Below are 25,541 nucleotides of genomic sequence, written 5' to 3' on the forward strand. Positions count from 1 at the left end.
GTTTCCTTGATATCATTGGGCTGCCATTCCATAAAAAATTCACTGCCTAAAAAGTCTAGTATGAAAGAGCAAAAATTTAAGTATCTGGCTTTGGGAGATTCATATACCATAGGTGAAGGAGTCCAGGAATCGGAAAGATATCCTATGGTCCTAGTAGAGCTCTTAAAGGAAGAAAACATCCTGTTTGACAAACCAATGATTATCGCCACTACCGGCTGGACTACTGATGAACTTCAAAAAGGAATAGCCGATACTTCAGGTTTAAATGAGGCATATGATCTGGTAACTTTGCTGATAGGCGTAAACAATCAGTATAGGGGGAGAGATCTAGAAAATTTTAAAGAAGAATTTGCTTCTCTGCTGGATAAGGCGATAGCCTTTGCCGGTAATCATCCCGATCAAGTCTTTGTCCTTTCTATCCCTGACTGGGGCATCACTCCCTTTGCTAAGGGTAAAGAAGTGGATCAGGAAAAAGTAGCCGCAGAGATTGACAGCTTTAACAATGCCAAGGAAGAAATCAGCAGATCAAAAGGCGTATCCTATACCGACATTACCGACCACTACCGAATGCATGGGGATAAAGAAGGAGGAGTAGTAGCCGATAAATTACATCCTAGCGCAAAAATATATCTACACTGGGCAGAGCAGCTTAGATCTAAGATATTAAAGGCCAGATAATAAGATGGAATAGCAGGCAAGGGTAACGCCTTTACTATTTTGAACCACAGAACCTTCAATCATATCATCTTTTTCTAGGTGACCATTTTATGTGACAATCTATAATAATGATAAAAGCTCTTTATGATTGAGCGGTGTTTACTATTATATTTTATCGTATGAAAATGTAATTATGTTATTGATTAAAAATGCAATCTGGAAACTCACCAGCTTCATTTTTAGCAAACTTTTCATATAGTCTTATTTCATGATTTAAAAATAAAAAGGGCTTCCCACCGGAAGCCCTTTGTGTATAAATTTCACCAGGTTATATTTTGTTTTTAAAGGCTAGATCTTGACCCGTGTCGAAGGAAACGGAATGGGATCACTCATGTTTATATCATCATCCCATTGTGTGATGCTTAACGTCATGGTTGATTTGATGTAATATTCTCCATGAAGTAGTTAGGTCCCACTTAGCTTTTAATGACTTCATGACCAAGTTGTATGATTTCGACAATTTATTTTGGAATCACATTTGATATCATACTGATTTTTTCTATCGGTTCAGAGGCATTGGAATAGATCCTTACTATGCTATTTTGTTTGCCCATTTTTCCTGCAGAATTAAATGTCACTTTGATATCTGCTGATTTGCCAGGTAGAATAGGTTCTTTCGGCCAGGCCGGTACTGTACAGCCACAGGTGGTGGCTACATTGGAAATGGTCAAAGGAGCCGTTCCGGTATTTTCCAGCTTGAAAGTATGCTCCACTTTGGTACCCTGAGTGATATCACCAAAATCTTTTGACTTTTCGGAAAATGAAATCACGGGGCCATCTGCTTTGTTCATTGCCTGCGCTTTTTCCTGTGCTTTAACGGCAAACGCCATCATCGCCATCACCATTACTAAGACTAATTTTCTCATGTAAATATTCATTAAGTGTTGAATTCTATGCTTTAATGTAAAATTTTGGATTAAAGTTCACCATAAACAGTTGTTCTGATGCCCTGGTTACCGCAGTATACAACCAACGTATATATTCCTTATCAAGTTGCTCTTCTGTCAGATACCCCTGATCTACAAAGACCGCCTTCCACTGGCCGCCCTGAGATTTGTGACAGGTCAGCGCATAAGCAAACTTCACTTGGAGTGCATTAAGATACGGATCTTTTTTTATAGCTTCCTGCCTTTCTCCCTTTTTTGCCAGATCAGCATAATCTTCTGAAACCTGTCTATAAAGTTCTCTATACTGCTCCGGACTCAGTGCCGGAGAAGGTGAATATAGTGTGTCTAATATGACTTTGGCTTCAAAACCCGGCTCATCAGGATAATCCATCAGGCTCAGTTCGAGAGTAGCAAAACGCAATCCATAAATTTCCTCAAAAGAACGAATTTTTCTTACTTCTGCAAAATCTCCGTTAGCTAAAAAATTAACTTTCTCTGAATCAGCCATGATGAGATAATTATTTTTAACAATCATTAAGATATCCCCAGTAGAAATCTCATCTTCAAAGAAGTGGATGGTCTGGCGAATGTACTTGTTATATTGGACGGCTGCCTTATTGGACCTGGTGATGATAATGGTATTCTCGGTGCCATATTTATCGTAGGCATATCTCAATCCTTCCTCCAGTCTTTCACCTGTCATTCGAAAAAAGTCTTTGAATGGTTTTACCTGAAAAGATATTATAGGTTTTTCTTTCAAAACCTCCAGTCGGAGTTTGGTAGCATTGAATAATATGCCGGAATCTAGCTGCTGCCTCATCACCTCTGTCAGTTCCGCCTGGAAAAGATGTAAACCATATTGGCGGCTGAGGTGATCCCTGTCCAATGCAGGGCTATTTGGGCTGCCTACAGGAGGCAGCTGAGCAGTATCACCTATCAGCATCAGCCTGTTAGTCTCGTGCTGAAAGACATAATTTATCAGGTCCATCAAGATATTGCCACCAGATCCGCCATCATCAGAAAGCATGGAAGCTTCATCTATAATAAAAATAGTGTTTTGATAATAATTTTTCTGGAGATCAAAACCGGAACTTGCACCAAGTTCACCTTTTGTTCTATAAATGATCTTATGAATGGTAAATCCGGCTTTACCTGCATATGAGGACATAACCTTAGCCGCTCTTCCCGTGGGAGCCAACATCAGCGACCTGTATTTTAATTCAGGAAGGGCCCGGACCAAGGCGGAAATGACAGACGTCTTTCCGGTACCCGCATATCCTTTAAGAATAAAGGTAGGCTTCTCCCCTACCTCCCCAGATAAAAATAAGTTCATCTGTTCAAAAAAGAAATCCTGACCGCTAGTAGGCTGATGGGGAAATTTTCTTTTGATCAAAGTACCAGGCTTTGGTGTAGGTATGCTATCTTTAGTCATAATTAATGCGAAGCTACAGCTATATGCCTAATATAGAAAAAGAAATTCACGAGAAGTTTGGCCATAGGCTAAGGGTACGGGTAAATGGAATTCATATAAAAAATAATCAGATCCTCATGGTAAAACATCAGATGGGCCACGGGAAATGTTTCTGGAATGTCCCTGGCGGAGGTATGGAGTACGGCACTTCAACTTTGGAAAACCTAATGAGGGAATTCAGGGAGGAAACTGGGTTAAGGGTAAAAGCTACGACATTTCTATTTGTCCATGAATTTTTGGAACCTCCGCTTCATGCCATAGAATTGTTTTTTGATATCATTGTAGAGGAGGGTGAGATTTACTTAGGGGAAGATCCAGAGCTGAGTAAGGAGAATCAATTGATAGCTGAAATCTCTTATTTGGACATTGAACATCTTGCCAAAATACCCAAAGAAGAAAAACATCCTATATTCTGGGGAATAAATTCAGTGAATGATGTAAGAATATGGAAAGGAAATTTTAATTTTGAAAATAAATGCATAAAATAGCACCTTGTTATAAATACAATCAACCTTATTTAGACGAAAAAATTATCTTTACACAATGAATGTAACTAGAATCTTATCAATAGTATTCCTTTTGATAGCCTTTGGACTAGGCTACCTATTATTCAAAGGCGTGGACGATGTCATGGAGGAGGAAAAAATCATAGCCAGAACAGAGGCCAGAATTATCGAAAAATTACAGATGCTTCGTGATGCCCAGATTGCCTATCAAGCAAACCATGGAGAATATGCTGATAACTGGAATGATTTGAAAAGTTTCATTGAAGGCGGAGATATCTTCATTGTACAGAGAAGAGAGACTACTACCTTATTGGAATATGGTAAGGAGGAGACTACTGTTTCTTATGACACATTGGGTTCTATTCCTGTAATGGATTCTTTGTTTAATGAAAGAAAACATCCAAACTTTAATTTGGAAAACCTACATATTGTACCAGGGTCCGGTGGTCAGGAATTCGAGTTTTTCTCTGATAAAATAGAAAGAAACAACCGTCAGATCGCAGTATTTGAAATCAGGGATCCTAATCCAGTAAACCCAGCAAGAAGAGAAAACAATAAAGCCAAAGCTCTAAGGGTAGGATCTAGAACAGATTCTTCTACTGCCGGTAACTGGGAATAATTTTGTCTAATATCCACTCTAATATGTCGAGACAGTTTTTAAGCGATAAGTTTGACCCTTCTAAAGTGTCAAGCTTATCGCTTTTATTATCATACGGCTCTCTGACCATTCTCGCCATGGATCATAATGACGCTGTCGTGAACAGTCAGATACATGACTATACTGGTATAGAAGGTCTGAAAAACGTAATTGAAGAATGCGAACTGTTTTTATTGACCGGCATCCACGGTAGATTGTATGTACATAATGGCTATTTCTCTCTGGTGCCAGGACTGGTCTATGACCCCGACAAAAAAGCCGATTATTTAAATTTTGCCACGGATATCCTTTCTGAAAAAGAATGTGTAATCTTCTCAAACAGCGTTGACAGCAATAACATTTATATAATAGGGGCTTTAGAAAAAGATATTTTTCAGCTTTTCGAAGATAAACTTCCAGTGGCCAAAATCAGCCATGGCAGTACAATAGGTCTTTCTTACCTTTTGGTAAACAAATATGAGTTTATAGGTCAGGAAGTATTTATCATTTTAGATAATGGCCATGTATACCTGTCAGCCTTTGCTTCCCATGAATTACAGGTCTTCAATAGATTTGAGGTAGACAGTGAAGAAGATTTACTGAAATATTTATTTATCCTCTTTAAACAGATTAATTTCAGTCAGGAATATTGTAAAGTAAATATCCTTGGCGATCTAAAATTGGTAAACAGCAGGAAAGAAAACCTTGAATTATATTTCAGGAACATCATCGTAGTAGATCCCAGTTCAAATATTAATTATCTACCCGGAGCTGAAAGGATCAAAGACACCAAAAATCTGGACACTCACTGGACAATTTGAAATTTCATAATGAAAAAAATCGCCATCTTCCCTGGATCTTTTGACCCTTTCACACTTGGACATCACGACATAGTAGTTCGCGGACTGGATATTTTCGATGAGATCATCATTGCGATAGGGTATAACTCAGCCAAAAAAAACAGGTATTTTGAGATTAACTCCACTATGGAAAAGATCAGGAGTGTCTATAAAGACACCCCCCAGGTAAGTGTAATAGTATATAATGACCTTACATCAAGTCTGGCAAAATCTTCAAATGCCAACTACCTACTTAGAGGCCTGCGGAACACCACTGATTTTGAATATGAGAATGGTATTTCTCAGATGAATAGGTACTTAAACGACAAACTTGAAACAGTATTTTTGATTACTTCACCAAAATATTCTTCTATCAATTCTACTATCCTCAGAGAAGTACATAAATACGGCGGCCCTATAAATGATTTTTTACCTTATGACGTCTGAATTTTAGGGATCATCTTTAAAAATTTTTTGTAAAGATATCTCATCGATGGATATGAATTGATCAAGGCGATCTTTGCTTCCTGATGGGTAAGCCATTTCACCTCTTCAATGCCCTCTTCCTTTTGAGGTTTCATATGCATATCATTGGTACATTCCATGGTAAACCAATAGGTTTTTTTCAGTATACTTTTCCTATTGTGGGTATAGGTATGCCAGGTCCTAATGATTTCTGCCCCTAACTGCACTTTCACGCCACATTCTTCCTCTACTTCCCGTACAGCACATGCTTCCGGTGATTCACCTTTGTCAAACTTCCCTTTTGGTAGATCCCACTTTCCCAGTCGTTTTATAAATAGCACCTTATCCCCTTTAGTCACGATCCCTCCAGCAGCCTTTATAATATTAAACCTACCTTTAACATATTCTTTCAGTTCATCCTTTTGATCGGTCACTATCGTGATACTGTCCAGATGCTTCAGCTTTCGTGTCCGAAGCAGATAAAGCAGTTTTAATATAATGTTCTTTGAAGGATGCCGGATCAGCACATCGTCATGAAAATTCACATAGGATGGCAGATCAGAAGGATTATCAAACTCGCATTCAAAAGTTCTATCTACGGATAACTCGAAGGAAGAAATGATATCCAAAGGCTTGTCGTTTATGAAAATCTTCATAATGATTTTTAAATTATGTGTCAAAAATGCATAAAAAATTAGCACATAACAACACCCTATAAATTTTTATCAATTAATTTTAGCATATGGATATATCAGAAAAAAACACAGCCGCTCTGGTGGCACAAAAACTTTTAGAAATAAAAGCGATACGGCTCCAGCCAGAAAATCCTTTCACCTGGGCATCGGGATGGAAATCTCCTATATATTGCGACAATAGGCTGTCCCTCTCCTATCCTGAAATAAGAACATATATAAAAAATGAACTGGCCTTAGCCATTTCAGATAATTTTCCAGGAGTAGCATCAATAGCCGGTGTAGCTACAGCAGGTATTCCGCAGGGTGCGCTACTTGCAGATACTTTGGGGCTCCCATTTATATATGTCAGATCTAAGCCCAAAGGCCACGGCATGGAAAACATGATAGAAGGCAAGGTATCCCCTGGACAGAAAGTAGTCGTCGTCGAAGACCTGGTATCTACAGGTGGGAGCTCTCTAAAAGCAGTAGATGACCTCAAAAAGGCGGGGTTCGATGTCTTAGGTATGGTAGCAATCTTTACTTACGGCTTTGATTTGGCGAAAGAGAACTTTGCACGCGCAGGAGTGAAACTGGTATGCTTAAGTGATTATGCTTCGCTGCTTCCTTTGGCTGTAGCATATGACTATGTTTCTGAAAATGACCTAAGCACTCTGGAAAAATGGAGAAGTAATCCATCCACATGGTCTCCTTTATAGACTAAAAGCAGATTCAACATACCTTTTATATTACCTGTAGATCAAAAAACCCTGGACATCCGCTTAATGCTACTATCCAGGGTTTTGTAATTTTTATATCAACAGGAAAAACCCTACCATATTTTATTTTTTAACATCATAAACAGGAATGGGAACCTTTCTACTCCTCTTCCCCTATCTGTCATAATGGTCATCATAATACTTCTGATAGTCTCCTGAAGTGACATTATTTAGCCATTCTTCATTAGCCAGGTACCAGTCTATGGTTTTGTCTATTCCTTCTTCAAATTGCAAAGAAGGCTTCCAACCCAGTTCCGTATTGATTTTAGTAGCATCTATGGCATACCTTAGATCATGGCCTGCACGATCCGTCACATATGTGATTAGCTTTTCAGATTCACCTGCAGTACGCCCCAGTTTTTTGTCCATGATATTGCAAAGGGTCTTTACTATATCAATGTTTTTCCATTCATTAAAGCCGCCGATATTGTATGTTTCTCCCGGTTTGCCATTATGGAAAATATCATCTATAGCCACTGCATGATCTTCTACATAAAGCCAGTCCCTCACATTTTCTCCTTTGCCGTAGACAGGAAGCGGTTTGCTGTTTTTTATGTTATTAATGCACAGTGGAATCAATTTTTCGGGGAATTGATTCGGCCCATAATTATTAGAACAGTTACTGATTACTGTCTTAAGCTTATAAGTATTATGATAAGCTCTTACAAAGTGGTCCGAAGCTGCTTTGGAAGCCGAATAAGGAGACTGGGGGTCATAAGGTGTGGTTTCTGTAAAGAAACCACCGTCATGTAAAGAACCGTACACCTCGTCAGTAGAAACATGATAGAATAGGTGTTTATCATATTCTTTCCAATATCCTTTAGCAGCATTGAGCAGGTTGACCGTCCCTATCACATTCGTCCTGACAAATGACAGCGGATCCGATATGGACCTGTCCACATGTGACTCCGCAGCTAAATGTATCACATCGGTGATTTGATAGTCCCGGAATACTTTGTTTAGATTTTCCTCATCCATCAGGTCAATCTTTGCAAACTGGTAATTAGGTGCACCTTCTATTTCTTTAAGGTTTTCCAAATTCCCGGCATAAGTCAAAGCATCCAAATTGACAATTCTATATTCCGGATATTTATTGACAAAATTTCTAACCACATGGCAGCCAATAAATCCTGCGCCGCCGGTAATAAGGATTGATTTTTTCATTTTAAATTACTCTGAGAGTTTATGGATTAAATGTATAATTTCTAAAGGTTACAAGCTTTTGCTTTGGAGACTATTTATTATAGTAGCTCTTGTACCAATCCAAAAAGGAATCAATCCCCTGCTGGATAGGAGTGGCCGGATGGTAATCTACATCTTTTATCAAATCTTCCACATCTGCATGTGAAGCTGGGACATCACCCGGTTGCAGCGGAAGCATATTTTTTATAGCTTCTCGGCCCAAAGTTTTTTCTATAGCTTTGATAAAATCCATCAGTAAAACGGGATTGGAATTTCCTATATTATAAACTCGGTAAGGAGCATAAGACGTCCCCGGATCAGGCAGATCACTTGAGTAGTCATTATTTTTAGTAGCAGGCTTATCCGAGACACGGATTACCCCCTCTACTATATCGTCTATATAAGTAAAGTCCCGCTTCATCTTACCCTCATTGAATACCTGAATGGGTTTACCATTTAGTATTGCTTCTGTAAAAAGGAAAAGTGCCATGTCCGGCCTGCCCCATGGCCCATATACCGTAAAAAACCTTAGACCGGTAGTAGGGATGTTAAACAGATGACTATAAGTATGGGCCATCAACTCATTGGATTTTTTAGAAGCGGCATATAATGATACCGGATGGTCCACATTATGATGAATAGAAAATGGCATCTGTGTGTTTGACCCATATACTGAACTTGAAGAAGCATAAACCAAATGCTTAACTGGATAATGTCTGCAAGCTTCCAAAATATTGAGAAAGCCTATGATATTGGCCTGAATGTAAATATCTGGATTGGTCAAAGAATACCTGACACCTGCCTGTGCAGCTAGGTTCACCACCACATCAAACTCCTCCGCTTTAAATAAATCCATCATCTCCTCCTTATCTTCCAGATTCATTTTCACAAACGAATAGGATGGATACATAGAAGATTTGACTTTTTTATGCCACTCTATATCTGCTTTTGCTATCCCGGTTTCTTCTAGACGGGAATATTTAAGGTTGACATCGTAATAATCATTAATATTGTCTATTCCGACTACTTCATCTCCTCTTTCTAATAGTTTTTTGGCTAAATGATAACCTATAAAGCCTGCTGTTCCGGTAATTAAAAATTTCATATTTCCTTTTTATAATTTAAAATAGCCCCTATTGTAGAAGTTGACTCACCTCTTATACCTATAAAGCGGATGCAAATTAATATTTAAATGCACTTTTTGCTAATAATGTATAATGAATATCAGCTGTCTAATTTTAACCAGGTAAAAATAATTATCCTATATACTAAAAAAAATATTTTAACCTTAAGAAAAGAGGGCCAATATTCCATAGAAATAATAAACCTCCGACTGCCTTTTCATTAACTCCACTTGCTATTTATAAGGTTAAATTTATTCTTTTTTCCTGAGCCGGTGCTTTTGGTTTTTATCTATCGTTAAAAAACGATACCTTATAATACCAATACAGCTTTCCTTGCGCTGTTTTTCAGATGATTCTTTTATTAATGGTTTGCCTACTGCCTTAATTTTGGCTTATTTTGAAGAAAAAATAATAAATACGACATGAAAATATACTTCTTAGCCACTTTTCTATTCCTGATAAGTTTGGTAGCAGTTGCCCAGCAAGAAAGATGGCAACAGCAAGTGAATTACGAAATGGAAGTCAATATGGATGTTACATCCAACCAGTATACAGGCACCCAAAAATTGGAATACACAAACAATTCCCCTGATACACTTAATAGGGCTTTCTTCCATTTATATTATAATGCTTTCCAGCCTAACAGCATGATGGATGTACGGAGCAGAACCATAGCCGACCCAGACCGCCGGGTAGCCGATAGGATCCAAAACCTAAAGGTAGATGAAATAGGATACCTTAAAGTGAACAGCTTAATGCTGAACGGTAAATCAATGACCTATGAACACGTAGGCACCATATTGGAAGTGGATCTTGAGGAGCCTATCCTACCAAATACAACTGTTACGTTTGATCTTACTTTTGAAGGTCAGGTACCCTTACAGATCCGGAGGGCTGGTAGAGACAATGAAGAAAACGTAAGGTACAGCATGTCCCAGTGGTATCCCAAACTAGCCAATTATGATTATCAAGGCTGGCACCCCAACCCTTATATTGGAAGGGAATTTTATGGAATTTTCGGGGATTTTGATGTTAAAATCACCATAGATAAAGAATATATACTGGGAGGTACCGGTTATCTTCAAAATGCAAATCAGATTGGTTATGGCTATGAAGAAGAAGGTGTGAAAGTAAAGCAGCCTCGAGGCAAAACCCTTACATGGCATTTCAAAGCACCTAAAGTACATGATTTTATGTGGGCTGCCGATCCCAAATATACCCATGACAAAATACAAATGGATAATGGGGTCACAGTGCATCATTTATATATCAAGAATAGTCAAACTCAGGAAAACTGGAACAAGCTAAAAGAATATACTCCCGCTGCCATAAAATTCATGAGTGACAATTTTGGTGAGTATCCCTATAAACAGTTTTCGGTGATACAGGGCGGTGACGGTGGAATGGAATATCCCATGTCTACACTGATCACCGGTCACAGAAGGCTGGGAAGTCTGGTCGGAGTAATGGTACATGAACTGGCCCACAGCTGGTTCCATGGTGTACTGGCCACCAATGAAGCATTGCACCCATGGATGGATGAGGGCTTTACTTCTTATGCCAGTAATTTGGCTATGGACGCTATTTTTACTGAAGAGGACAGTGAATTTCCTCACAGGGGAAGCTATGTAGGATATGAAAGACTGGTCCAGTCAGGTCTAGAAGAACCTCTTTCCACTCATGCTGATCATTACCATACCAACGCTGCCTATGGAGCTGCTTCCTATTCTAAAGGCGCCGTATTTCTGGAGCAAATGGGTTACATAATAGGAAAAGAGAACAGGGATAAAGGCATGCTCAGCTATTGGAATGCCTGGCAGTTCAGGCATCCAAACCCAAATGATATCATCAGGGTTATGGAAAAGCAAAGTGGATTAGAATTGGATTGGTATAAAGAATATTGGGTATACACCACCAAAACCATTGATTACGCGGTTTCGGGAGTAGAATCTTTTAACACCAATAAAAGTAAAATCACCCTGGAAAGAAAAGGATTGATGCCAATGCCTATCGATTTGGTGATCACCTATCAGGATGGCACTCAGGAAATGGTATATCTTCCACTGGTCATGATGAGAGGTGAAAAACCCAATGAAGCAGGCATGCCTAAACGAATTAAAACCCAAAGATGGCCATGGACCAACCCCTCGATTGAAGTGATAGTGGACAAGCCTCTGACCGCCATTAAAAGTGTAGAGATTGATCCTTCAGGAAGAATGGCTGACATCAATAGGGAAGATAATAGGATGGAGTTTTAGGACAGCTTATGGTAGGAGGATTTAAGTATGCTGAAACTTGATTAAGATTTCCTTTTAAAATCCCATGTATATCACTCTATAAAGCATATAAAGGGGCGAAATATTTCCGTCCCTTTATTTTTTCTATTTTAATGATACTTTTTTCGTCCCAATGCATACCCTCACTTTTTAATATAATAATTTCAATAGCTAAATCATTTGATCTGATTTTGAAGAAGGGATGTCAGCATACTTTGACCTGAAAAAATTCATGCTAAATCTAACATGAATTTATTTATAAAAAGTAGCTCCCCACTATGGGTACGCCCTGTTTGGAAATCCACCTGCAAAAACAAAAAACCTCCGGGACAATGCCCCGGAGGTTTGAACAATTAAAAACCACCAACCTTTATTTAAAATCTATCAGCTATTTCGACGAAAAGCCATGTTGATTTTATCTGCCAGTAAATACATGACAGGTACGATAACTAACGTCAAAAAGGTAGCGAAGGTTAACCCGAATATTACTGTCCAGGCCATTGGACCCCAAAAGTCTGCATTATCCCCTCCTACATAAAACTCAGGATCAAATGAAGTCAATAAGGTATAGAAATTAATATTCATCCCTATAGCCAAAGGTATCAGACCCAGTACCGTAGTGATGGCGGTCAGCAATACTGGCCTTAATCTGGTCTTACCACCTACTATTATCGAATTTAGAATTTCATCATAAGGTAGAAACCCGTCTTCATCTATGCCTAACTCTTCCCTTTTCCTTTCACGTACCAGATTGGTGTAGTCTATCAATACTATGGCATTGTTTACCACTACCCCCGCCAGCGAAATAATACCTATACCTGTCATGATCACCACAAAATCCATATTAAAAGCTACCAGTCCTAAGAATACGCCGATGGTGCTCAGCACTACTGAAGCCATGATGATAAATGGAGTAGTTACGGAATTAAACTGAGCAACTATAATAAGGAAAATCAGGGATACGGATATCAATAACGCCCGGGTAAGGAAATCAGCGGATTTCTGCTGCTCCTCCTGTTCCCCTGTAAACCTTACTGTTATTCCCTCAGGCGTCTCATACTCCTGCACTAAGGCCTTAAGCCTGTTATTGATCTCCGTAGGATTGAAGCCTTCATTCACATTGGAATAAACGGTAATAACCCTATCCATATCCTTTCTTCTTACTGACCCATAAGTAGAACTATATTCAATGTCTGCGACTGAAGCGATCGGAATCTCTCTTTGATTACCAAATTTATCCCGGAAATTAATCTTCTTATTGATCAGAGAGTTTATGTTGTATCTATACTCATCAGCCAGCCTCAGCTGAATAGGATAATCATCTTCACCTTCTTTAAATTTAGACACTTCCAAACCAAATAAAGCAGTCCTCATCTCATTGGCAATGGTCGAGGTAGACAGGCCAAACCTTCGAGCTGCTTCCCTATCAATATTCACCACCAGTTCTGGATTGCCTAATTCAAGGTCAGTTTTGAGTTCTTCTATCCCCTCTATATTAGCTTCTGCCAAATGTTCCCTTAGACTATTCACATAGGAAATCAGTTCTTCGAAATTTTCGCCACTCGTTTCAATATTAATAGGTCTACCTACCGGAGGTCCATTTCTCTGCTTATCTACAGTAATAAGCACTCCGGGAAAACTTTCAGCCAGATCTCGGATCTCTTCCATTATCTGATTGGTATTGACACCATTCCTTTCCTGATATTCCAGAAATCCTATAGTGATTTTAGCTTTGTGGGGTGTACTGGCCATACTCGGACCATCCCCCTGCTCTCCTGTACCCTCACCTACCTGTGTGATGACAGATTCTATAATATCATTATAAGGATCTAATACCACCATAAGCCGGTCTTCGAGTTCACTTACGAACCTATTAGTTGCTTCAATATCAGTTCCTATCGGATTTTCTATAAAAACATTCACCAAACTAGGCTGATTATCAGGGAAAAACAACACTTTTGGTGCTCTTATTACTAAAAGGCCAATAGAAAGCACCAATAGAAGAATAGTTCCAAAAAAGAACAAATAGGGCTTCTTACCCATCAGGGCGTAAGCCAATGTACTTTCATATAGGTTTTCCAATTTGACGAGAAACACATTCTGAAACCATCTGATCGCCTTTCTCAACACAAACAGGTTGAATAACATTAGAAATGCACCTAACAAAAGAAGACTGCCGACTGCTACCCATCCTATCAAATAAGATATAATGGAAAGTATGAACAGCACAAGGATAGTAATTAACGTTTTCCTTTTTGGCTTTACGGCATTGATATCCTGCACCTTCATATACAAAGCTGTAAGGACAGGATTGATTACCAATGCTACGAAAAGCGATGAGGAAAGCACTATGATCAGGGTGATAGGAAGGTATTTCATAAACTCTCCAATGATATCATCCCAGAATGCCAACGGTAAGAATGCCGCCAATGTAGTGGCTGTAGAAGTAATGATAGGCCATGCTACCTCTCCCACTCCTTCTTTGGCAGCACGAACAGGAGATTTACCTTCCTGCATCAGTCTGTACACATTTTCTACTACTACTATACCATTATCCACGAGCATACCCAGGGCAAGAATCAGTGAGAAGAGTACCATCAGGTTTAGCGTCACTCCTAAGCTGTTCAGTATTAAGAAACTGATGAACATAGAAAGCGGAATGGCTATCCCTACAAACAATGCATTTCTGAAACCTAAGAAAAACATCAAAACAATGATCACCAATATCACACCTGAAATGATACTGTTTTCAAGGTTATCCACCTGTGAACGGGTATCTTTTGACTGGTCATTAGTTATCGTTATGTCCAGATCTTCTGGGAACCTGTTGATCTGTGCTTTATCTATAATTTCTTTGATCTTATCGGAGGCATCCAAAAGGTTTTCGCCACTCCTTTTTACCACATTGACGGTGACTACCGGCAGCTTATTGGAACGGGCATAACTTTCCCTTTCTTTAAATGTATCCCTTACTTCGGCCACATCGCGAAGGTACACGATACGGTTATTTTCAGTTTTGATGATGATGTCCAGCATTTCCGAAGGATCATCAAATTCTCCCGTGATCCGTAGAGACCTTCTAAAATCCCCACTCAATACGTTACCGCCAGAGATAGTAATATTTTCTCCCTGAACAGATTCCGAAATATCTGAAAAACTGACACCCATGGCTTCCATGCGATACAGGTCAGCATCTATTCGAATTTCCCTTTCCACAGTACCTCTCAGATCAGCCTTTGATATTTCAGGGAGTTTTTCGATTTCATCTTCAAGATATTCGCCAAATTTTTTGAGTTCCTGTTCTGTATAGTTCCCAGAAATGTTTACGTTCATGATCGGGAAATCAGATGTATTGATTTCAATCACATCAGGTTCCCGGTCTAAGTCTGTAGGCAGTTCACTTTTCGATTTGTCTACTGCGTCCTTTACATCCTGCAGGGCTTTAGAAATATCTACATTAGGATTAAATTCGATCACTATAGAGGAAAAATCCTGAATAGAGGTTGATTTTATATCTTTTACATTATTGATTGATTTGAGCTCTTTTTCGATGGGCCTGGTAATCAGGTTTTCCATATCTATGGGAGAGTTTCCAGGATAAACAGTTCCTACATATACAGTAGGAATCACTATTTCAGGAAAACTTTCCTTCGGCATCGTCCTATAGGCGAATATACCTAAGAATGCGATGATGAGGGTCAAAATGACCACACTGGTACGGTTATCTACCGAAAGGCTGGATATGCCGAATTCCCTGATGACCCCTTTTTTATTTTCTTCGTTACTTGCCATTTTATTCAGTAATGTTCACCCTAAAATTTTCTCCTACTTCTCTGAATCCTTTGTCCACTAAAACTTCTCCTCCGGACAGGCCTGAAAGTATTTCAGTACGCTCATTATAAGTCTTACCTCGATCTACGTACTGTTTTCTGGCTATTTCGTTTTCTACTACAAAAACATATTCTCCTTGATTGTCCTGAAGGATTAGATAAGTGGGTACGGTCACGGCAGAAGGCTGCTGATAGTCCATTATTCTTAGAACAGATATCATATTGGGCTTTAGGTTTTCCATTCTGGGAAGAAATATTTCGACCTTAAAAGTCCTGTTATTAGGGTTGATCACAGACCCGACTGCAGATACAGTAGAATGGATAGTTTTATTGAGTGAAGGGAAAGAAACCTGAACAGAATCTCCCCTGCCCAATATCCCTACATATCGTTCAGAAATATCCCCTTCTATATATAGATCGCTCTCACCTATAAAATTCAATATCGGAGAACCTGGCTGAATGACCTCTCCTGCCCTCACTGTTATACTTTCCACTGTTCCATCAAATGGGGCTCTTATAGTGGCCCTTCCTTCCTGGGTCCTAATGGTAGCTATATTTTTTTCGAGTGATTCCATTCTGTTTTTTGCTTCCAGGTATTGCATTTCAGTACCGATCTGCTGGTCCCAAAGTCGCTTCTGCCTTTCATATACCGTGCGGGCCAGTTCCATCTGGGTCTCTATCTCTGCGATATTTCGCTGTATGGATTCATCATCTATCCTGGCCAGCACAGCACCCTTTTTTACACTCATGCCTTCCACGGCGGTTATTTCTTGAACCCTACCTGAGAGTTCAGCTGAAATATTCACGTTTCTTCTGGACATCACTGATCCAGTTACTTCTACGTAGTGAGCAAAAGACTCCGTCTGGGGAGTAGTAGTCGTGATCAAGAGTGATTTACGCTGGGACCGAGCAAAGCTGGGATCCAGCGTGGCGATTTCTTTTTCCAGATTTTCAATCTCTAGCCTCAGATTAGCAGCTTCTGCTTTTTTGCTGTCCAGTTCAGCTTTCTTCTGGGACACTTCATCATTGCCATTTTGGCCACAGGCTGCTGCAGCCAGTATCAAAGCACCAAGGAAAAATTTTGAATATGTTTTCATATAATTATTAAGTTCTAAGATTATTTTAATATGCCAAGGGCTTTTTCAAGGTCGACTTTAGCGATCAATGCATCGAAAAGAGCTCCAAAGTAATTGTTTTCCGCCTCTTTTAAAGCCGCATCGGCATCTACCACTTCCAGATTTGATCCTACTCCTTCCTGGAATTTAATTTTTGCAATATTAAAGACTTCCATAGCGAGTTCTCGGTTTTCTTTTTGCACTTCTAAAGTATTCAGGCTGTTTTGTAAATTTGCCCGTGCCTGAAATTTTTCAATATCAATATTATCCTGAGTAAACTCCCGCTGATTTTCCAATTGCTTCATTTGAATCCTGTTTTGTTGGATTCTATACGATTTTAACAATCCATCGAATATGGGTATTTGAAGCGTTACTCCTAATATGGATCCCGGAAACCAATTGTTTGAAGCTATCCCCCCTAAAGTACCAGAAAAAGTATTTCTCTGGTATGTATAATTCGCATCTAACCTCGGCAGGTATTGAGATTGGTTGTTTTTGAGATCCAAGGTAGCCAATCGTAATGTTTGCTCTACCTGATCTAGCTCCACCCGCCTCTGGCCCTGCTCCTGCAATAGTATATCCAATTCCAAATTGTCTTCCAATACAGTAATTTCATCTTCAAGAAAAAGGTCATAATTAACCGGTAGCCCCATTTGCAACTTTAACAGCTGCGTACTGACAGCCGTAGCAGTTCTGGCTCTTTCCAACTCAGTTTTCAGATTATTAAATTGGACCCTGATCCTGGAAACATCAATCTTTTCGGCAAATCCTTCTTCAAAAAGAATATTGGTTTCTCTTAATAAGGTATCAATACGGGCAAGGTTGGCTCCAATCAAAGTTTCTCTTTCCTCATTTACCAATACTGAATAATATGCCTTTTTCACATTTTCTATTACGTCGATTTCTGTTTTAACCCGGTCAAATTCTGTAAGCTCCCTTAATGTTCTGGCAGCCCGAAGTCCGACAAAGTATGATCCATTAAATATCATTTGAGATACTGTAGCGGTAAGGTTAGCCGTATATGCGGGTGAAAATCTCACCGCTATAAATTCATCCTCAGGCGCTTCTGGATTTAAAAACCTTGCAGGTAAAGGAGTAATAGGGATAATCATATTATAATTAGCCCCTACATTCAAATTGATCTGGGGAAGACCTTCAGATCTTCTTTCGCCTATAGTGGCCTTGGCGGCAGCGTTATCCAATATGGCATTTTTCATTTCCACATTGTTTTCAAGTGCATACTTTATGCTCTCTTCAAGAGTAAATGATACGCTCTCCTGCGCATGGCTATCAAAAGAAAATATGATTGCCATAGCCAATACCAGCATCGTTGATATGGAGTATTTATTTTTCATTCTGGTCTGTTTTCTGTTTTAAATATGCTTCTCTTCCTTTTTCCGAAAAAATACCGAAAAGAAAGTGTTCGAAAATTTCTATCTGTAAATCCGCCATGTTGTATTTAGAAGCTGGATATTTAACGGGGTCAAGATTTGTCATCATTTGCTCCAATCTCATCATAGCTATAATTTGGGGGTCTATCTCAGAACGAAAAATGCCTTCTGAAATACCTTTCTCGAGCAAACTCACAATCTCCTGAAAAACATGGTTTTGTTTAAACTCTTCAAAAACCTGCCAAGCCTCGGGATAATACCGCTGGATCTCGTTCATCGCCATGGGGTTCATGTCCGCAAAACGTTTTCTCATGTAATCGGACATACCTATCAGGTGTTCTATCACCCCATCCTTCACTTGGGGAAATTGCTCTATCATACATTTATCCTCTTGAAGGGCTGTAGAAAAGGTTTCGAGCACCAATTGATTTTTATCGCTGAATTCCTGGTAAATGGTTTTTTTGGAGATTCCTGCCTGCCGCGCAATGTCATCCATAGTCACCGATCGAATACCATAACGCATAAACTGTTCAGTAGCTACTTCAATGATTTTCTTTTTCGTTTCCAAATGATTTATATTTGGACACAAAACTCTGGAAACTTTATGAAAGTTCAAAGTTTCCAGAGTTTTATTTTATTCGCATTTTTTAATTGATCATCAGAATGTGTTATCAATATTTCAATAAACTAATACGTTTAATACAATTAGTATTTTACTGGAATCTACCTTAGCATCATATTACTAAAAGAAAATTGGGCTTCCACCACGCTTTAACCTGTATTACACGATTAAATTTTTAGAAACTCATTTAGGTCAGCTCTCTTTTAAAAAATATGGACATGGCAAAAACAGGTACTTGCTCCTTCATGGATTTGGCATGAACATGGCGTTTTATGTGCCTTTTTTAGACCTTAGAAAAAAAGAAAACCCTATTTGATTTTTGACCTGTTCTACCATCGCAACAGCAGCTGGAGAAATGCAAACGCAGTATCATAAAATTTATCAGGTCACGGATGCAGATCCGAACCATGAGGGCACAAATGTATATTACATGAGCAATGTTTACACCCCTCCAACCCGATCCATATAAAATCATAACCGCTGCCCAAGATTTCCAGACTCCTATCATGCTGGTGACCGGCACGTTTGACAATATGATCACTTCCAAAAACTTATCACAATTCAGTTCCAAGTTATCTCAAATACAAAATATAGCGCTTTCCTTTGGACACAATACCCTTATAGAAGAGACCATAAATTATTTTAAAAAAAAATAAAATCTAGAAAGCTAGTTAGATCATCCAATTGCTTTCCACACTAACCTACCTATTGGATATATCATCCCACCTAATAATCGACTTCTCCCCTCCACCTTTTTTTCTCTCCCTGCTTTTTTTTTTCGTCGAGACGTTTTCTTTGAGAGGATTTAGTGGGGCGAGTGACCCGCCTGACTTTTTTCTTTTTGAAGGCTTCCCTAAGTATATCGTAAAACCTCTCTTTACAGGCTTCTTTATTTTTGAGCTGCGAGCGGGATGCCTGACTGCTGATCAGCAGATCCCCAGAGGCGGTCAATGATAGTTTCTTGAAAAGGACAGCTTTCTCTTGGTCATCCAGCAAGACTGAACCTGTCACATTAAATCGCAGGGTAACGCGTGAATTGACCTTGTTCACATTCTGGCCTCCGGGACCACTACTTCTGGAAACTTCAAAGTCCATTTCACTTTCCAATCCACGGTACTGTATAGGATGACTCATTATTATGCTTTATGTGGTAATTATAAATAAGGCAAATGGCATTTTATAAAATTAGTATATTTAAGTCAAAAGCCCCAATATGATAGCGCAAACTCTTTTGTCGGGCAAATGTCGGGTAAAATACGATATAAATTCAGGTCAGATTATTTCAAATAAAGTGAAATTGTGATGGTAAACAAAAAACTATTCGAAATGAAACAACCGGAATTAGGCCAAAAAATTCTCCAATGGAGAAAAGCCAAAGGACTTACCCAAGAAGAACTGGTAGAAATGTGCCAGATCAATGTACGCACCATCCAGCGAATAGAAGCCGGTGAGGTGACCCCCAGATCCTTTACCCTGAAAACTATCATGGAAGCATTGGGTGTAGATGCTTCAGAGTTTAAAGAAGAGCATTCAGAAGGATCTACAGTGGAAGGATCAGCCTTAAAACCCAATAAACTGTTCCAATTTTCCTTTTACTTCGGAATAATATATTTGATCACCGCCTTTGCGGAAGCTTTCGTGGACATCACCATTTGGGAAGCTCCTATTGAACCACCAGGCAAATCGGGATTTGGGTATTTGGTCTTAAAATTAATCATTGTTTTCACTTATATTCCATTTAAGTACGGGTTTTATAAATTAGGAAAAGATGCCGGAAATCATTTAATCAGTGTAGCCTCTATATTATTAATAGCAGGTATTTTACTTGCTATTGGTAAAGACCTATATATGTTTTTCTATATCGGGGAATTTCATATAGAATGGAAAATGGCTGAAGCAATATACTTTGGGATGGTATATATTCTTTTTGGTATAGGTCTGCTCCGCTTTCAGAAAGTATTTGGCACGGTAGCTTTAGTGTCAGGATGTCTTGGAATCCTTACCGGAGTGGCTTTTATCTCTATTATTTTCGCCATACCCGGAATGGTCGTGCTGACTGTTTTTGAAATTTTGCTTTTGGTTATCCTATACAGTACTTCCCATAAACTGGGAAGTACTACAAATAAAAAAACGCCCTTTTCACTTATAGAATGAATCATTATAACCTCTGCAAGATTAATAAAAGTGCGGTAAAACAAATTTGGCAATTACAATTTTATGCGACAGGATTAGACTGAATATGATCAGGCAAAGACATTAAAAATTTTTTGGAGACTTATCCTTGTAGCGATCTTCTAATTTGCTACCTTATCAGGTAAATATAAAGTCACCCGATTTGCCTTATTGATGCTACTACTATGAAAAATACACCAACAATACAAAAAGAGGTGGCCATTTCCCAAGATACTATCTGGTCAAAATCTTTCTTTATCAAAACTTTATTGAATGGGTTATTACTGATTTTGCCCACCATCATTATTTTATTTTTGCTGTCCTTAATATTTAAATTTGTTTTCAATCTAGTGGCACCTATAAGTGCACTTTTGGACAAAAATGCTGAGTCACATGCCTTGTTTACCAACATTTTGGCTGTGCTTATTCTCCTCACCCTGATTTTTATCATCGGTTTTATTATGAGAGATTTCAGGAGCAAAAGATCTTTCAAGAGATTCGAAAATAAATATCTACTCCAGATACCTTTATATTCCACGCTCAGGGAGACCATATCCCAATTTTCAGGACTTAAGAAGATGCCTTTCAGCCAGGTGGTTTTAGTAGACGCATACAATACCGGTGTTTTGCTTACGGGTTTTGTGACGGAAATAATTGTTGGGGATATATATACCGTTTTTGTACCTACAGCACCTAACCCTATGAACGGAAACATTTATCATGTCCCTGCTTCTCAGTTACGGTTTTTAGATATAGAACCTGAAAAAGCCATGCGGTCTATCGTAGGCATGGGCACTGGTTCATCTGCATTGTTTGCTGCAAAAGAGATTATTCAAGATAAACAGGTCATGAATTAAACTCATGTTTAGCAGGTAATATTGCTTATAAAAAATACCGGGGCTAGCTCATCTGGAATTTAACATATGGAGCGCCTTAATTCTACTTAAACACCTATAAGCCTTCCCCCCAATCATTATCATACCCACTATTTTCAATAAAACTGAGGGTTAAATACCATCGCTGCATCTGGAAAAAGTAGAAAGTAAGCAGATTAAGAATTAATTTTTTAAACCTTAATTCATTACCTTTGCTCCTTCTTAAAAAGCCATCCAATTAATCAAGGATATGATTCTTTTTTTCCAATCCCAGAATGCTATTATATACGCGCTTGAAGCCACGCAGCCCTTACCAGACCAGGATATCCAAAAGCTCAAATGGCTTTTTGGAGAAGCTTCCAGAATAGAAGGTAAGGCAGTAGACGGCACTTACCTAGGCCCTAGAAAAGAGATGATCACCCCATGGTCTACCAATGCCATGGAAATCACTGTAAACATGGGTATACAGGGTGTCCTCCGCATAGAAGAATATTCCCCTTTCAGAGAAAATGACACCTACGACCCTATGCTGCAGGCAAAATATGAAGGCCTGGACCAGCAACTCTTTACTATAGATATCCAGCCAGAGCCTGTCAAAAATATTGAAAACATCAAAGATTACAATAAAGACGAAGGCCTTGCACTAAGTCAGGAAGAAGTGGATTATCTTGAAAGTGTCAGTAAACAACTGGATAGACCTTTAACTGATTCTGAAGTCTTTGGTTTTAGCCAGGTAAATTCAGAGCACTGCAGGCACAAAATCTTCAATGGCACCTTCATCATAGATGGACAGGAAAAGGAAAAAACCCTATTTCAGCTAATCAAAAAAACTTCTTCTGCTCACCCCAACAGAATAGTATCGGCTTATAAAGACAATGTGGCATTTGTAAAAGGACCTCGTGCCCAGCAATTTGCCCCTACGGTACAGGATATAGCCGATTTTTTCAGCACGGAAGATATTGAAACCGTCATTTCCTTAAAAGCTGAAACCCATAATTTCCCTACGACGGTAGAGCCTTTTAACGGTGCTGCCACTGGTGCGGGAGGAGAGATAAGAGATAGAATGGCCGGAGGTACGGCCTCCATCCCATTAGCAGGCACTGCAGTATATATGACTTCATATCCCAGATCTGAAACGGGAAGGATATGGGAGAAAAACCTGAATGAAAGGCCCTGGCTTTATCAGACGCCTATGGATATCCTCATCAAGGCTTCCAATGGAGCAAGTGATTTTGGCAATAAATTCGGACAGCCACTCATCAGTGGCAGTGTCCTTACCTTCGAACATCAAGAAGGGGATAAACACTTTGGCTTTGATAAAGTGATCATGATGGCAGGAGGCGTAGGCTTCACCCGTAGCGACTACAGTAAAAAAACCACCCCGACCAAAGGCGACAAAGTAGTGATCATGGGAGGGGACAACTATAGAATCGGAATGGGAGGCAGCGCAGTTTCATCTGTTGCCACGGGTGAATTCAGCAATGCTATAGAACTTAATGCCATACAGCGCTCCAATCCCGAGATGCAGAAAAGGGTGGCCAATGTCATCCGTGCCATGGCCGAAAACCCCAACAACCCTATCGTCTCCATCCATGACCATGGTGCCGGAGGACATTTAAACTGTCTTTCTGAACTGGTGGAAGAAACCGGAGGTACAATAGATATCGATAAATTACCGGTGGGCGACCCTACCCTTTCGGCTAAAGAAATCATAGGCAATGAATCTCAGGAAAGAATGGGCCTGGTGATCCATGAAAAAGATGTAGCTACCATGAAGCGCATCTCTGAAAGAGAAAGGGCACCTTTCTATGTAGTGGGTGAAACTACCGGAGACATGCACTTTAAGTTTGAGCATAGTATCAGTGGTGAAAAACCTGTGGATTGGAACCTTGGCCATATGTTTGGCAGCTCTCCCAAAACCATATTAGAAGACCGGACCACTCACAATAGTTTCGGAGAAATCAGTTATACCAAAGAAAAGTTTACAGAATACCTTCAAGCTGTTCTACAGCTTGAAGCTGTGGCCTGTAAAGATTGGCTGACCAATAAAGTGGACAGGTCTGTGACAGGAAGGGTGGCTACGCAGCAAACAACCGGCGCTATCCAGCTGCCATTAAATAATGTGGCGGTCATGGCCATAGATTTTACAGGAACCAAGGGCATAGCCACCTCTATAGGTCATGCCCCCGTGGCGGCGTTGGCGGATCCTGAAGCGGGATCCAGGCTTGCTATCGCCGAGGCACTGACCAACCTGGTATGGGCCCCGATTCATGACGGGCTACAGGGCATATCATTAAGTGCCAATTGGATGTGGCCAGCTAAGAATGAAGGGGAAAATGACAGATTATATAGAGCCGTGGAAGCGGTGAGTGATTTTGCCATAGAACTTGGGATAAATATCCCTACTGGAAAAGATTCCCTTTCCATGACGCAAAAGTACCCTGATGGCAAGACAGTCTATTCCCCGGGGACAGTGATCATCAGCACCATAGGCGAATGTTCAGACATCAAAAAAACCATAAACCCAGACCTTAAACCTGTAGCAGGGTCTAAAATTTTTTATATAGATTTCAGTAAAGATGCACCAAAACTGGGTGGAAGCAGTTTTGCCCAGATTCACAATAAGGTAGGCAATGATGTGCCTACTATCAAAGACAGCGGCTACTTTGGCAAAGCATTTATGACCGTGCAAAAACTAATAGAAAAGGAAGAAATATTAGCCGGGCATGATATATCTTCTGGTGGAATGATTACAGCACTATTGGAAATGGCCTTCCCTACCACCAATTGCGGCGCATCGGTAAAACTGAATAAATTTAAGGAAGCTGATCTGATCAAAGTATTGTTTGCAGAAAACCCGGGAATATTAATTCAGGTAAAAAATGCTGACAATGCCAGATCGCTGATGGAAAATTATGGTATAGAGTATATCTCTATAGCTGACGTGACCCTAGACAGCACACTCACACTCCAGGGTATGGACCTACTTTTGGATATTCCTACTTATAGAGATATTTGGTTTAAATCTTCTTACCTGCTTGACCAAAAACAAAGTGGTGAACAGTGGGCAAAAGAGAGATTTGACAATTATAAAAACCAGCCGCTGAGCTTTGAATTCAGGGAAAATTGGGTCGGAAAGCTGGATAGCCTCCAGCTTGATCAGTACAGAAAAGTACCTTCGGGTCATAAAGCAGCCATCATTCGGGAAAAAGGCGTTAACGGTGATAGGGAAATGGCCTATGCCCTTTGGCTGGCAGGGTTTGATGTTAAGGATGTACACATGACAGATCTCATCTCCGGTAGGGAAAACCTCGAAGATGTAAATATGATCGTTTTTGTAGGAGGATTTTCTAATTCTGATGTACTAGGATCAGCCAAAGGCTGGGCAGGTGCATTCCTTTACAATGAAAAAGCTAAAATGGCACTGGATAATTTTTACGCCAGGAAGGACACCCTAAGCCTTGGAGTCTGCAACGGATGCCAGCTAATGGTAGAACTTGGACTGATTACACATGATCATCAGAAAAAAGCTAAAATGCTGCATAATAGCAGCCATAAGTTTGAATCCGCTTTCGTAAATGTAACCATTCCTGCGAACGATTCCGTAATGTTTAGGACTTTGGCGGGACAGCGTCTTGGCGTATGGGTGGCTCATGGAGAAGGTAAATTTTACCTTCCAGAAGGCAGGGAAAATTACCATATCAGTATGTCCTACAGCTATGAAGCCTACCCTGGAGCACCGAATGGTTCTGATCATAGCGTAGCCGGAATCAGCTCAAAAGACGGTAGACACTTGGCTATCATGCCACACATAGAAAGATCATTATTTCCCTGGAACTGGCCTCACTATGATGGTCAGCATCCATCTGATGAAGTTACTCCTTGGGTAGAAGCATTTGTCAATGCTAGGATATGGGTATCTGAGCAGGATTAGTATGAATAGTGATTATTTATAAAGGGCATCAAAAGTAAGATCGCAGGA

At 39.7% G+C, this 25,541-nt stretch carries 21 protein-coding genes; 11 read left to right on the forward strand and 10 right to left on the reverse strand.

What is annotated here, in order from left to right:
• The first annotated feature begins 60 nt into the window (after nt 1-60).
• On the forward strand, nt 61-678 hold the full coding sequence (locus EL17_RS04720; protein ID WP_240485936.1) for an SGNH/GDSL hydrolase family protein: 618 nt from the start codon (nt 61-63) through the stop codon (nt 676-678).
• A gap of 500 nt (nt 679-1,178) precedes the next feature.
• Here EL17_RS04720 and EL17_RS04725 read toward each other — a convergent pair whose 3' ends face one another.
• Complete coding sequence (locus EL17_RS04725; protein WP_035072065.1) at nt 1,179-1,583, reverse strand: DUF1573 domain-containing protein; 405 nt, start codon at nt 1,581-1,583, stop codon at nt 1,179-1,181.
• A 25-nt stretch (nt 1,584-1,608) separates the two neighbouring features.
• Nucleotides 1,609-3,036 (reverse strand): ATP-dependent DNA helicase, encoded by a 1,428-nt coding sequence (locus EL17_RS04730; protein WP_035070908.1) that lies wholly within the window; start codon nt 3,034-3,036, stop codon nt 1,609-1,611.
• A gap of 23 nt (nt 3,037-3,059) precedes the next feature.
• Here EL17_RS04730 and EL17_RS04735 point away from each other — a divergent pair, with 23 nt between their 5' ends.
• The 4 genes from EL17_RS04735 to coaD are packed head-to-tail and all read left to right on the forward strand — an operon-like array spanning nt 3,060 to nt 5,504.
• Complete coding sequence (locus EL17_RS04735) at nt 3,060-3,563, forward strand: NUDIX domain-containing protein (protein WP_035070910.1); 504 nt, start codon at nt 3,060-3,062, stop codon at nt 3,561-3,563.
• A gap of 55 nt (nt 3,564-3,618) precedes the next feature.
• Complete coding sequence (locus EL17_RS04740; protein WP_035070912.1) at nt 3,619-4,200, forward strand: hypothetical protein; 582 nt, start codon at nt 3,619-3,621, stop codon at nt 4,198-4,200.
• A gap of 23 nt (nt 4,201-4,223) precedes the next feature.
• On the forward strand, nt 4,224-5,039 hold the full coding sequence (locus tag EL17_RS04745; RefSeq protein WP_084166115.1) for a DUF3822 family protein: 816 nt from the start codon (nt 4,224-4,226) through the stop codon (nt 5,037-5,039).
• Nucleotides 5,040-5,048: 9 nt separating this feature from the next.
• Nucleotides 5,049-5,504 carry a pantetheine-phosphate adenylyltransferase gene (coaD, locus tag EL17_RS04750; RefSeq protein WP_035070916.1) on the forward strand — a complete coding sequence of 152 codons (456 nt, stop codon included), beginning with the start codon at nt 5,049-5,051 and terminating at the stop codon, nt 5,502-5,504.
• Here coaD and EL17_RS04755 read toward each other — a convergent pair.
• On the reverse strand, nt 5,492-6,178 hold the full coding sequence (locus EL17_RS04755; protein ID WP_035070918.1) for an NUDIX hydrolase: 687 nt from the start codon (nt 6,176-6,178) through the stop codon (nt 5,492-5,494). The genes coaD and EL17_RS04755 overlap by 13 nt on opposite strands.
• Nucleotides 6,179-6,264: 86 nt before the next feature.
• Between EL17_RS04755 and pyrE the strand changes: the two genes are divergently transcribed.
• Nucleotides 6,265-6,912, forward strand: coding sequence for an orotate phosphoribosyltransferase (gene pyrE, locus EL17_RS04760; protein ID WP_035070919.1), 648 nt, complete (start codon nt 6,265-6,267; stop codon nt 6,910-6,912).
• 174 nt (nt 6,913-7,086) lie between these two features.
• Here the strand turns inward: pyrE and rfbB are convergent, their stop codons facing one another.
• Together rfbB and EL17_RS04770 are read right to left on the reverse strand one after the other, a co-directional pair.
• A complete protein-coding gene (gene rfbB, locus EL17_RS04765; protein ID WP_035070922.1) occupies nt 7,087-8,136 on the reverse strand; it encodes a dTDP-glucose 4,6-dehydratase in 1,050 nt (349 codons plus the stop codon).
• A 70-nt stretch (nt 8,137-8,206) separates the two neighbouring features.
• Nucleotides 8,207-9,259 (reverse strand): NAD-dependent epimerase, encoded by a 1,053-nt coding sequence (locus tag EL17_RS04770; RefSeq protein ID WP_035070924.1) that lies wholly within the window; start codon nt 9,257-9,259, stop codon nt 8,207-8,209.
• A gap of 441 nt (nt 9,260-9,700) precedes the next feature.
• Between EL17_RS04770 and EL17_RS04775 the strand changes: the two genes are divergently transcribed.
• Nucleotides 9,701-11,536 carry a M1 family metallopeptidase gene (locus tag EL17_RS04775; RefSeq protein ID WP_035070926.1) on the forward strand — a complete coding sequence of 612 codons (1,836 nt, stop codon included), beginning with the start codon at nt 9,701-9,703 and terminating at the stop codon, nt 11,534-11,536.
• A gap of 402 nt (nt 11,537-11,938) precedes the next feature.
• On the opposite strand, the gene EL17_RS04780 is transcribed toward EL17_RS04775, so the two are convergent.
• Genes EL17_RS04780 through EL17_RS04795 form a run of 4 tightly spaced genes read right to left on the reverse strand, consistent with a single transcriptional unit; the run spans nt 11,939 to nt 18,458 of the window.
• Nucleotides 11,939-15,346: an efflux RND transporter permease subunit gene (locus EL17_RS04780; protein ID WP_035070928.1), complete on the reverse strand. Its 3,408-nt coding sequence runs from the start codon at nt 15,344-15,346 to the stop codon at nt 11,939-11,941.
• Nucleotide 15,347: 1 nt separating this feature from the next.
• Nucleotides 15,348-16,481 carry an efflux RND transporter periplasmic adaptor subunit gene (locus EL17_RS04785; protein WP_035070930.1) on the reverse strand — a complete coding sequence of 378 codons (1,134 nt, stop codon included), beginning with the start codon at nt 16,479-16,481 and terminating at the stop codon, nt 15,348-15,350.
• Between the two features lie 20 nt (nt 16,482-16,501).
• A complete protein-coding gene (locus EL17_RS04790; protein WP_035070931.1) occupies nt 16,502-17,854 on the reverse strand; it encodes a TolC family protein in 1,353 nt (450 codons plus the stop codon).
• A complete protein-coding gene (locus tag EL17_RS04795) occupies nt 17,844-18,458 on the reverse strand; it encodes a TetR/AcrR family transcriptional regulator (protein ID WP_035070933.1) in 615 nt (204 codons plus the stop codon). Before EL17_RS04795 ends, EL17_RS04790 begins: the two co-directional genes overlap by 11 nt.
• 491 nt (nt 18,459-18,949) lie before the next feature.
• Between EL17_RS04795 and EL17_RS23990 the strand changes: the two genes are divergently transcribed.
• Nucleotides 18,950-19,168 carry a hypothetical protein gene (locus EL17_RS23990; protein WP_035070935.1) on the forward strand — a complete coding sequence of 73 codons (219 nt, stop codon included), beginning with the start codon at nt 18,950-18,952 and terminating at the stop codon, nt 19,166-19,168.
• A 70-nt stretch (nt 19,169-19,238) separates the two neighbouring features.
• On the opposite strand, the gene arfB is transcribed toward EL17_RS23990, so the two are convergent.
• The gene (gene arfB, locus EL17_RS04805) at nt 19,239-19,646 is read right to left on the reverse strand and encodes an alternative ribosome rescue aminoacyl-tRNA hydrolase ArfB (RefSeq protein WP_051719810.1); all 408 of its coding nucleotides are present in this window, start codon (nt 19,644-19,646) and stop codon (nt 19,239-19,241) included.
• A 192-nt stretch (nt 19,647-19,838) separates the two neighbouring features.
• Between arfB and EL17_RS22525 the strand changes: the two genes are divergently transcribed.
• The 3 genes from EL17_RS22525 to purL all read left to right on the forward strand — a co-directional run bounded on the left by EL17_RS22525 (nt 19,839) and on the right by purL (nt 25,493).
• A complete protein-coding gene (locus EL17_RS22525) occupies nt 19,839-20,666 on the forward strand; it encodes a helix-turn-helix domain-containing protein (RefSeq protein ID WP_084166134.1) in 828 nt (275 codons plus the stop codon).
• A gap of 203 nt (nt 20,667-20,869) precedes the next feature.
• The gene (locus EL17_RS04815; protein WP_035070937.1) at nt 20,870-21,541 is read left to right on the forward strand and encodes a DUF502 domain-containing protein; all 672 of its coding nucleotides are present in this window, start codon (nt 20,870-20,872) and stop codon (nt 21,539-21,541) included.
• Between the two features lie 268 nt (nt 21,542-21,809).
• Complete coding sequence (purL, locus tag EL17_RS04820; RefSeq protein ID WP_035070939.1) at nt 21,810-25,493, forward strand: phosphoribosylformylglycinamidine synthase; 3,684 nt, start codon at nt 21,810-21,812, stop codon at nt 25,491-25,493.
• Nucleotides 25,494-25,541: the final 48 nt, after the last annotated feature.

Source organism: Anditalea andensis (genome assembly GCF_000714815.1).
GTDB lineage: Bacteria > Bacteroidota > Bacteroidia > Cytophagales > Cyclobacteriaceae > Anditalea > Anditalea andensis.

Bases quoted from the DNA above. Each gene is read 5' to 3' on its own strand.
- EL17_RS04745 (WP_084166115.1), top strand. From the start codon at position 4,224: ATGTCGAGACAGTTTTTAAGCGATAAGTTTGACCCTTCTAAAGTGTCA.
- EL17_RS04730 (WP_035070908.1), bottom strand. From the start codon at position 3,036: ATGACTAAAGATAGCATACCTACACCAAAGCCTGGTACTTTGATCAAA.
- EL17_RS04725 (WP_035072065.1), bottom strand. From the start codon at position 1,583: ATGAGAAAATTAGTCTTAGTAATGGTGATGGCGATGATGGCGTTTGCC.
- EL17_RS04770 (WP_035070924.1), bottom strand. From the start codon at position 9,259: ATGAAATTTTTAATTACCGGAACAGCAGGCTTTATAGGTTATCATTTA.
- EL17_RS04755 (WP_035070918.1), bottom strand. From the start codon at position 6,178: ATGAAGATTTTCATAAACGACAAGCCTTTGGATATCATTTCTTCCTTC.
- arfB (WP_051719810.1), bottom strand. From the start codon at position 19,646: ATGAGTCATCCTATACAGTACCGTGGATTGGAAAGTGAAATGGACTTT.
- EL17_RS04785 (WP_035070930.1), bottom strand. From the start codon at position 16,481: ATGAAAACATATTCAAAATTTTTCCTTGGTGCTTTGATACTGGCTGCA.
- EL17_RS22525 (WP_084166134.1), top strand. From the start codon at position 19,839: ATGAAACAACCGGAATTAGGCCAAAAAATTCTCCAATGGAGAAAAGCC.
- EL17_RS04780 (WP_035070928.1), bottom strand. From the start codon at position 15,346: ATGGCAAGTAACGAAGAAAATAAAAAAGGGGTCATCAGGGAATTCGGC.
- EL17_RS04790 (WP_035070931.1), bottom strand. From the start codon at position 17,854: ATGAAAAATAAATACTCCATATCAACGATGCTGGTATTGGCTATGGCA.
- EL17_RS04815 (WP_035070937.1), top strand. From the start codon at position 20,870: ATGAAAAATACACCAACAATACAAAAAGAGGTGGCCATTTCCCAAGAT.
- rfbB (WP_035070922.1), bottom strand. From the start codon at position 8,136: ATGAAAAAATCAATCCTTATTACCGGCGGCGCAGGATTTATTGGCTGC.
- coaD (WP_035070916.1), top strand. From the start codon at position 5,049: ATGAAAAAAATCGCCATCTTCCCTGGATCTTTTGACCCTTTCACACTT.
- purL (WP_035070939.1), top strand. From the start codon at position 21,810: ATGATTCTTTTTTTCCAATCCCAGAATGCTATTATATACGCGCTTGAA.
- EL17_RS04775 (WP_035070926.1), top strand. From the start codon at position 9,701: ATGAAAATATACTTCTTAGCCACTTTTCTATTCCTGATAAGTTTGGTA.
- EL17_RS04740 (WP_035070912.1), top strand. From the start codon at position 3,619: ATGAATGTAACTAGAATCTTATCAATAGTATTCCTTTTGATAGCCTTT.
- EL17_RS23990 (WP_035070935.1), top strand. From the start codon at position 18,950: ATGTTTACACCCCTCCAACCCGATCCATATAAAATCATAACCGCTGCC.
- EL17_RS04720 (WP_240485936.1), top strand. From the start codon at position 61: ATGAAAGAGCAAAAATTTAAGTATCTGGCTTTGGGAGATTCATATACC.
- EL17_RS04735 (WP_035070910.1), top strand. From the start codon at position 3,060: ATGCCTAATATAGAAAAAGAAATTCACGAGAAGTTTGGCCATAGGCTA.
- pyrE (WP_035070919.1), top strand. From the start codon at position 6,265: ATGGATATATCAGAAAAAAACACAGCCGCTCTGGTGGCACAAAAACTT.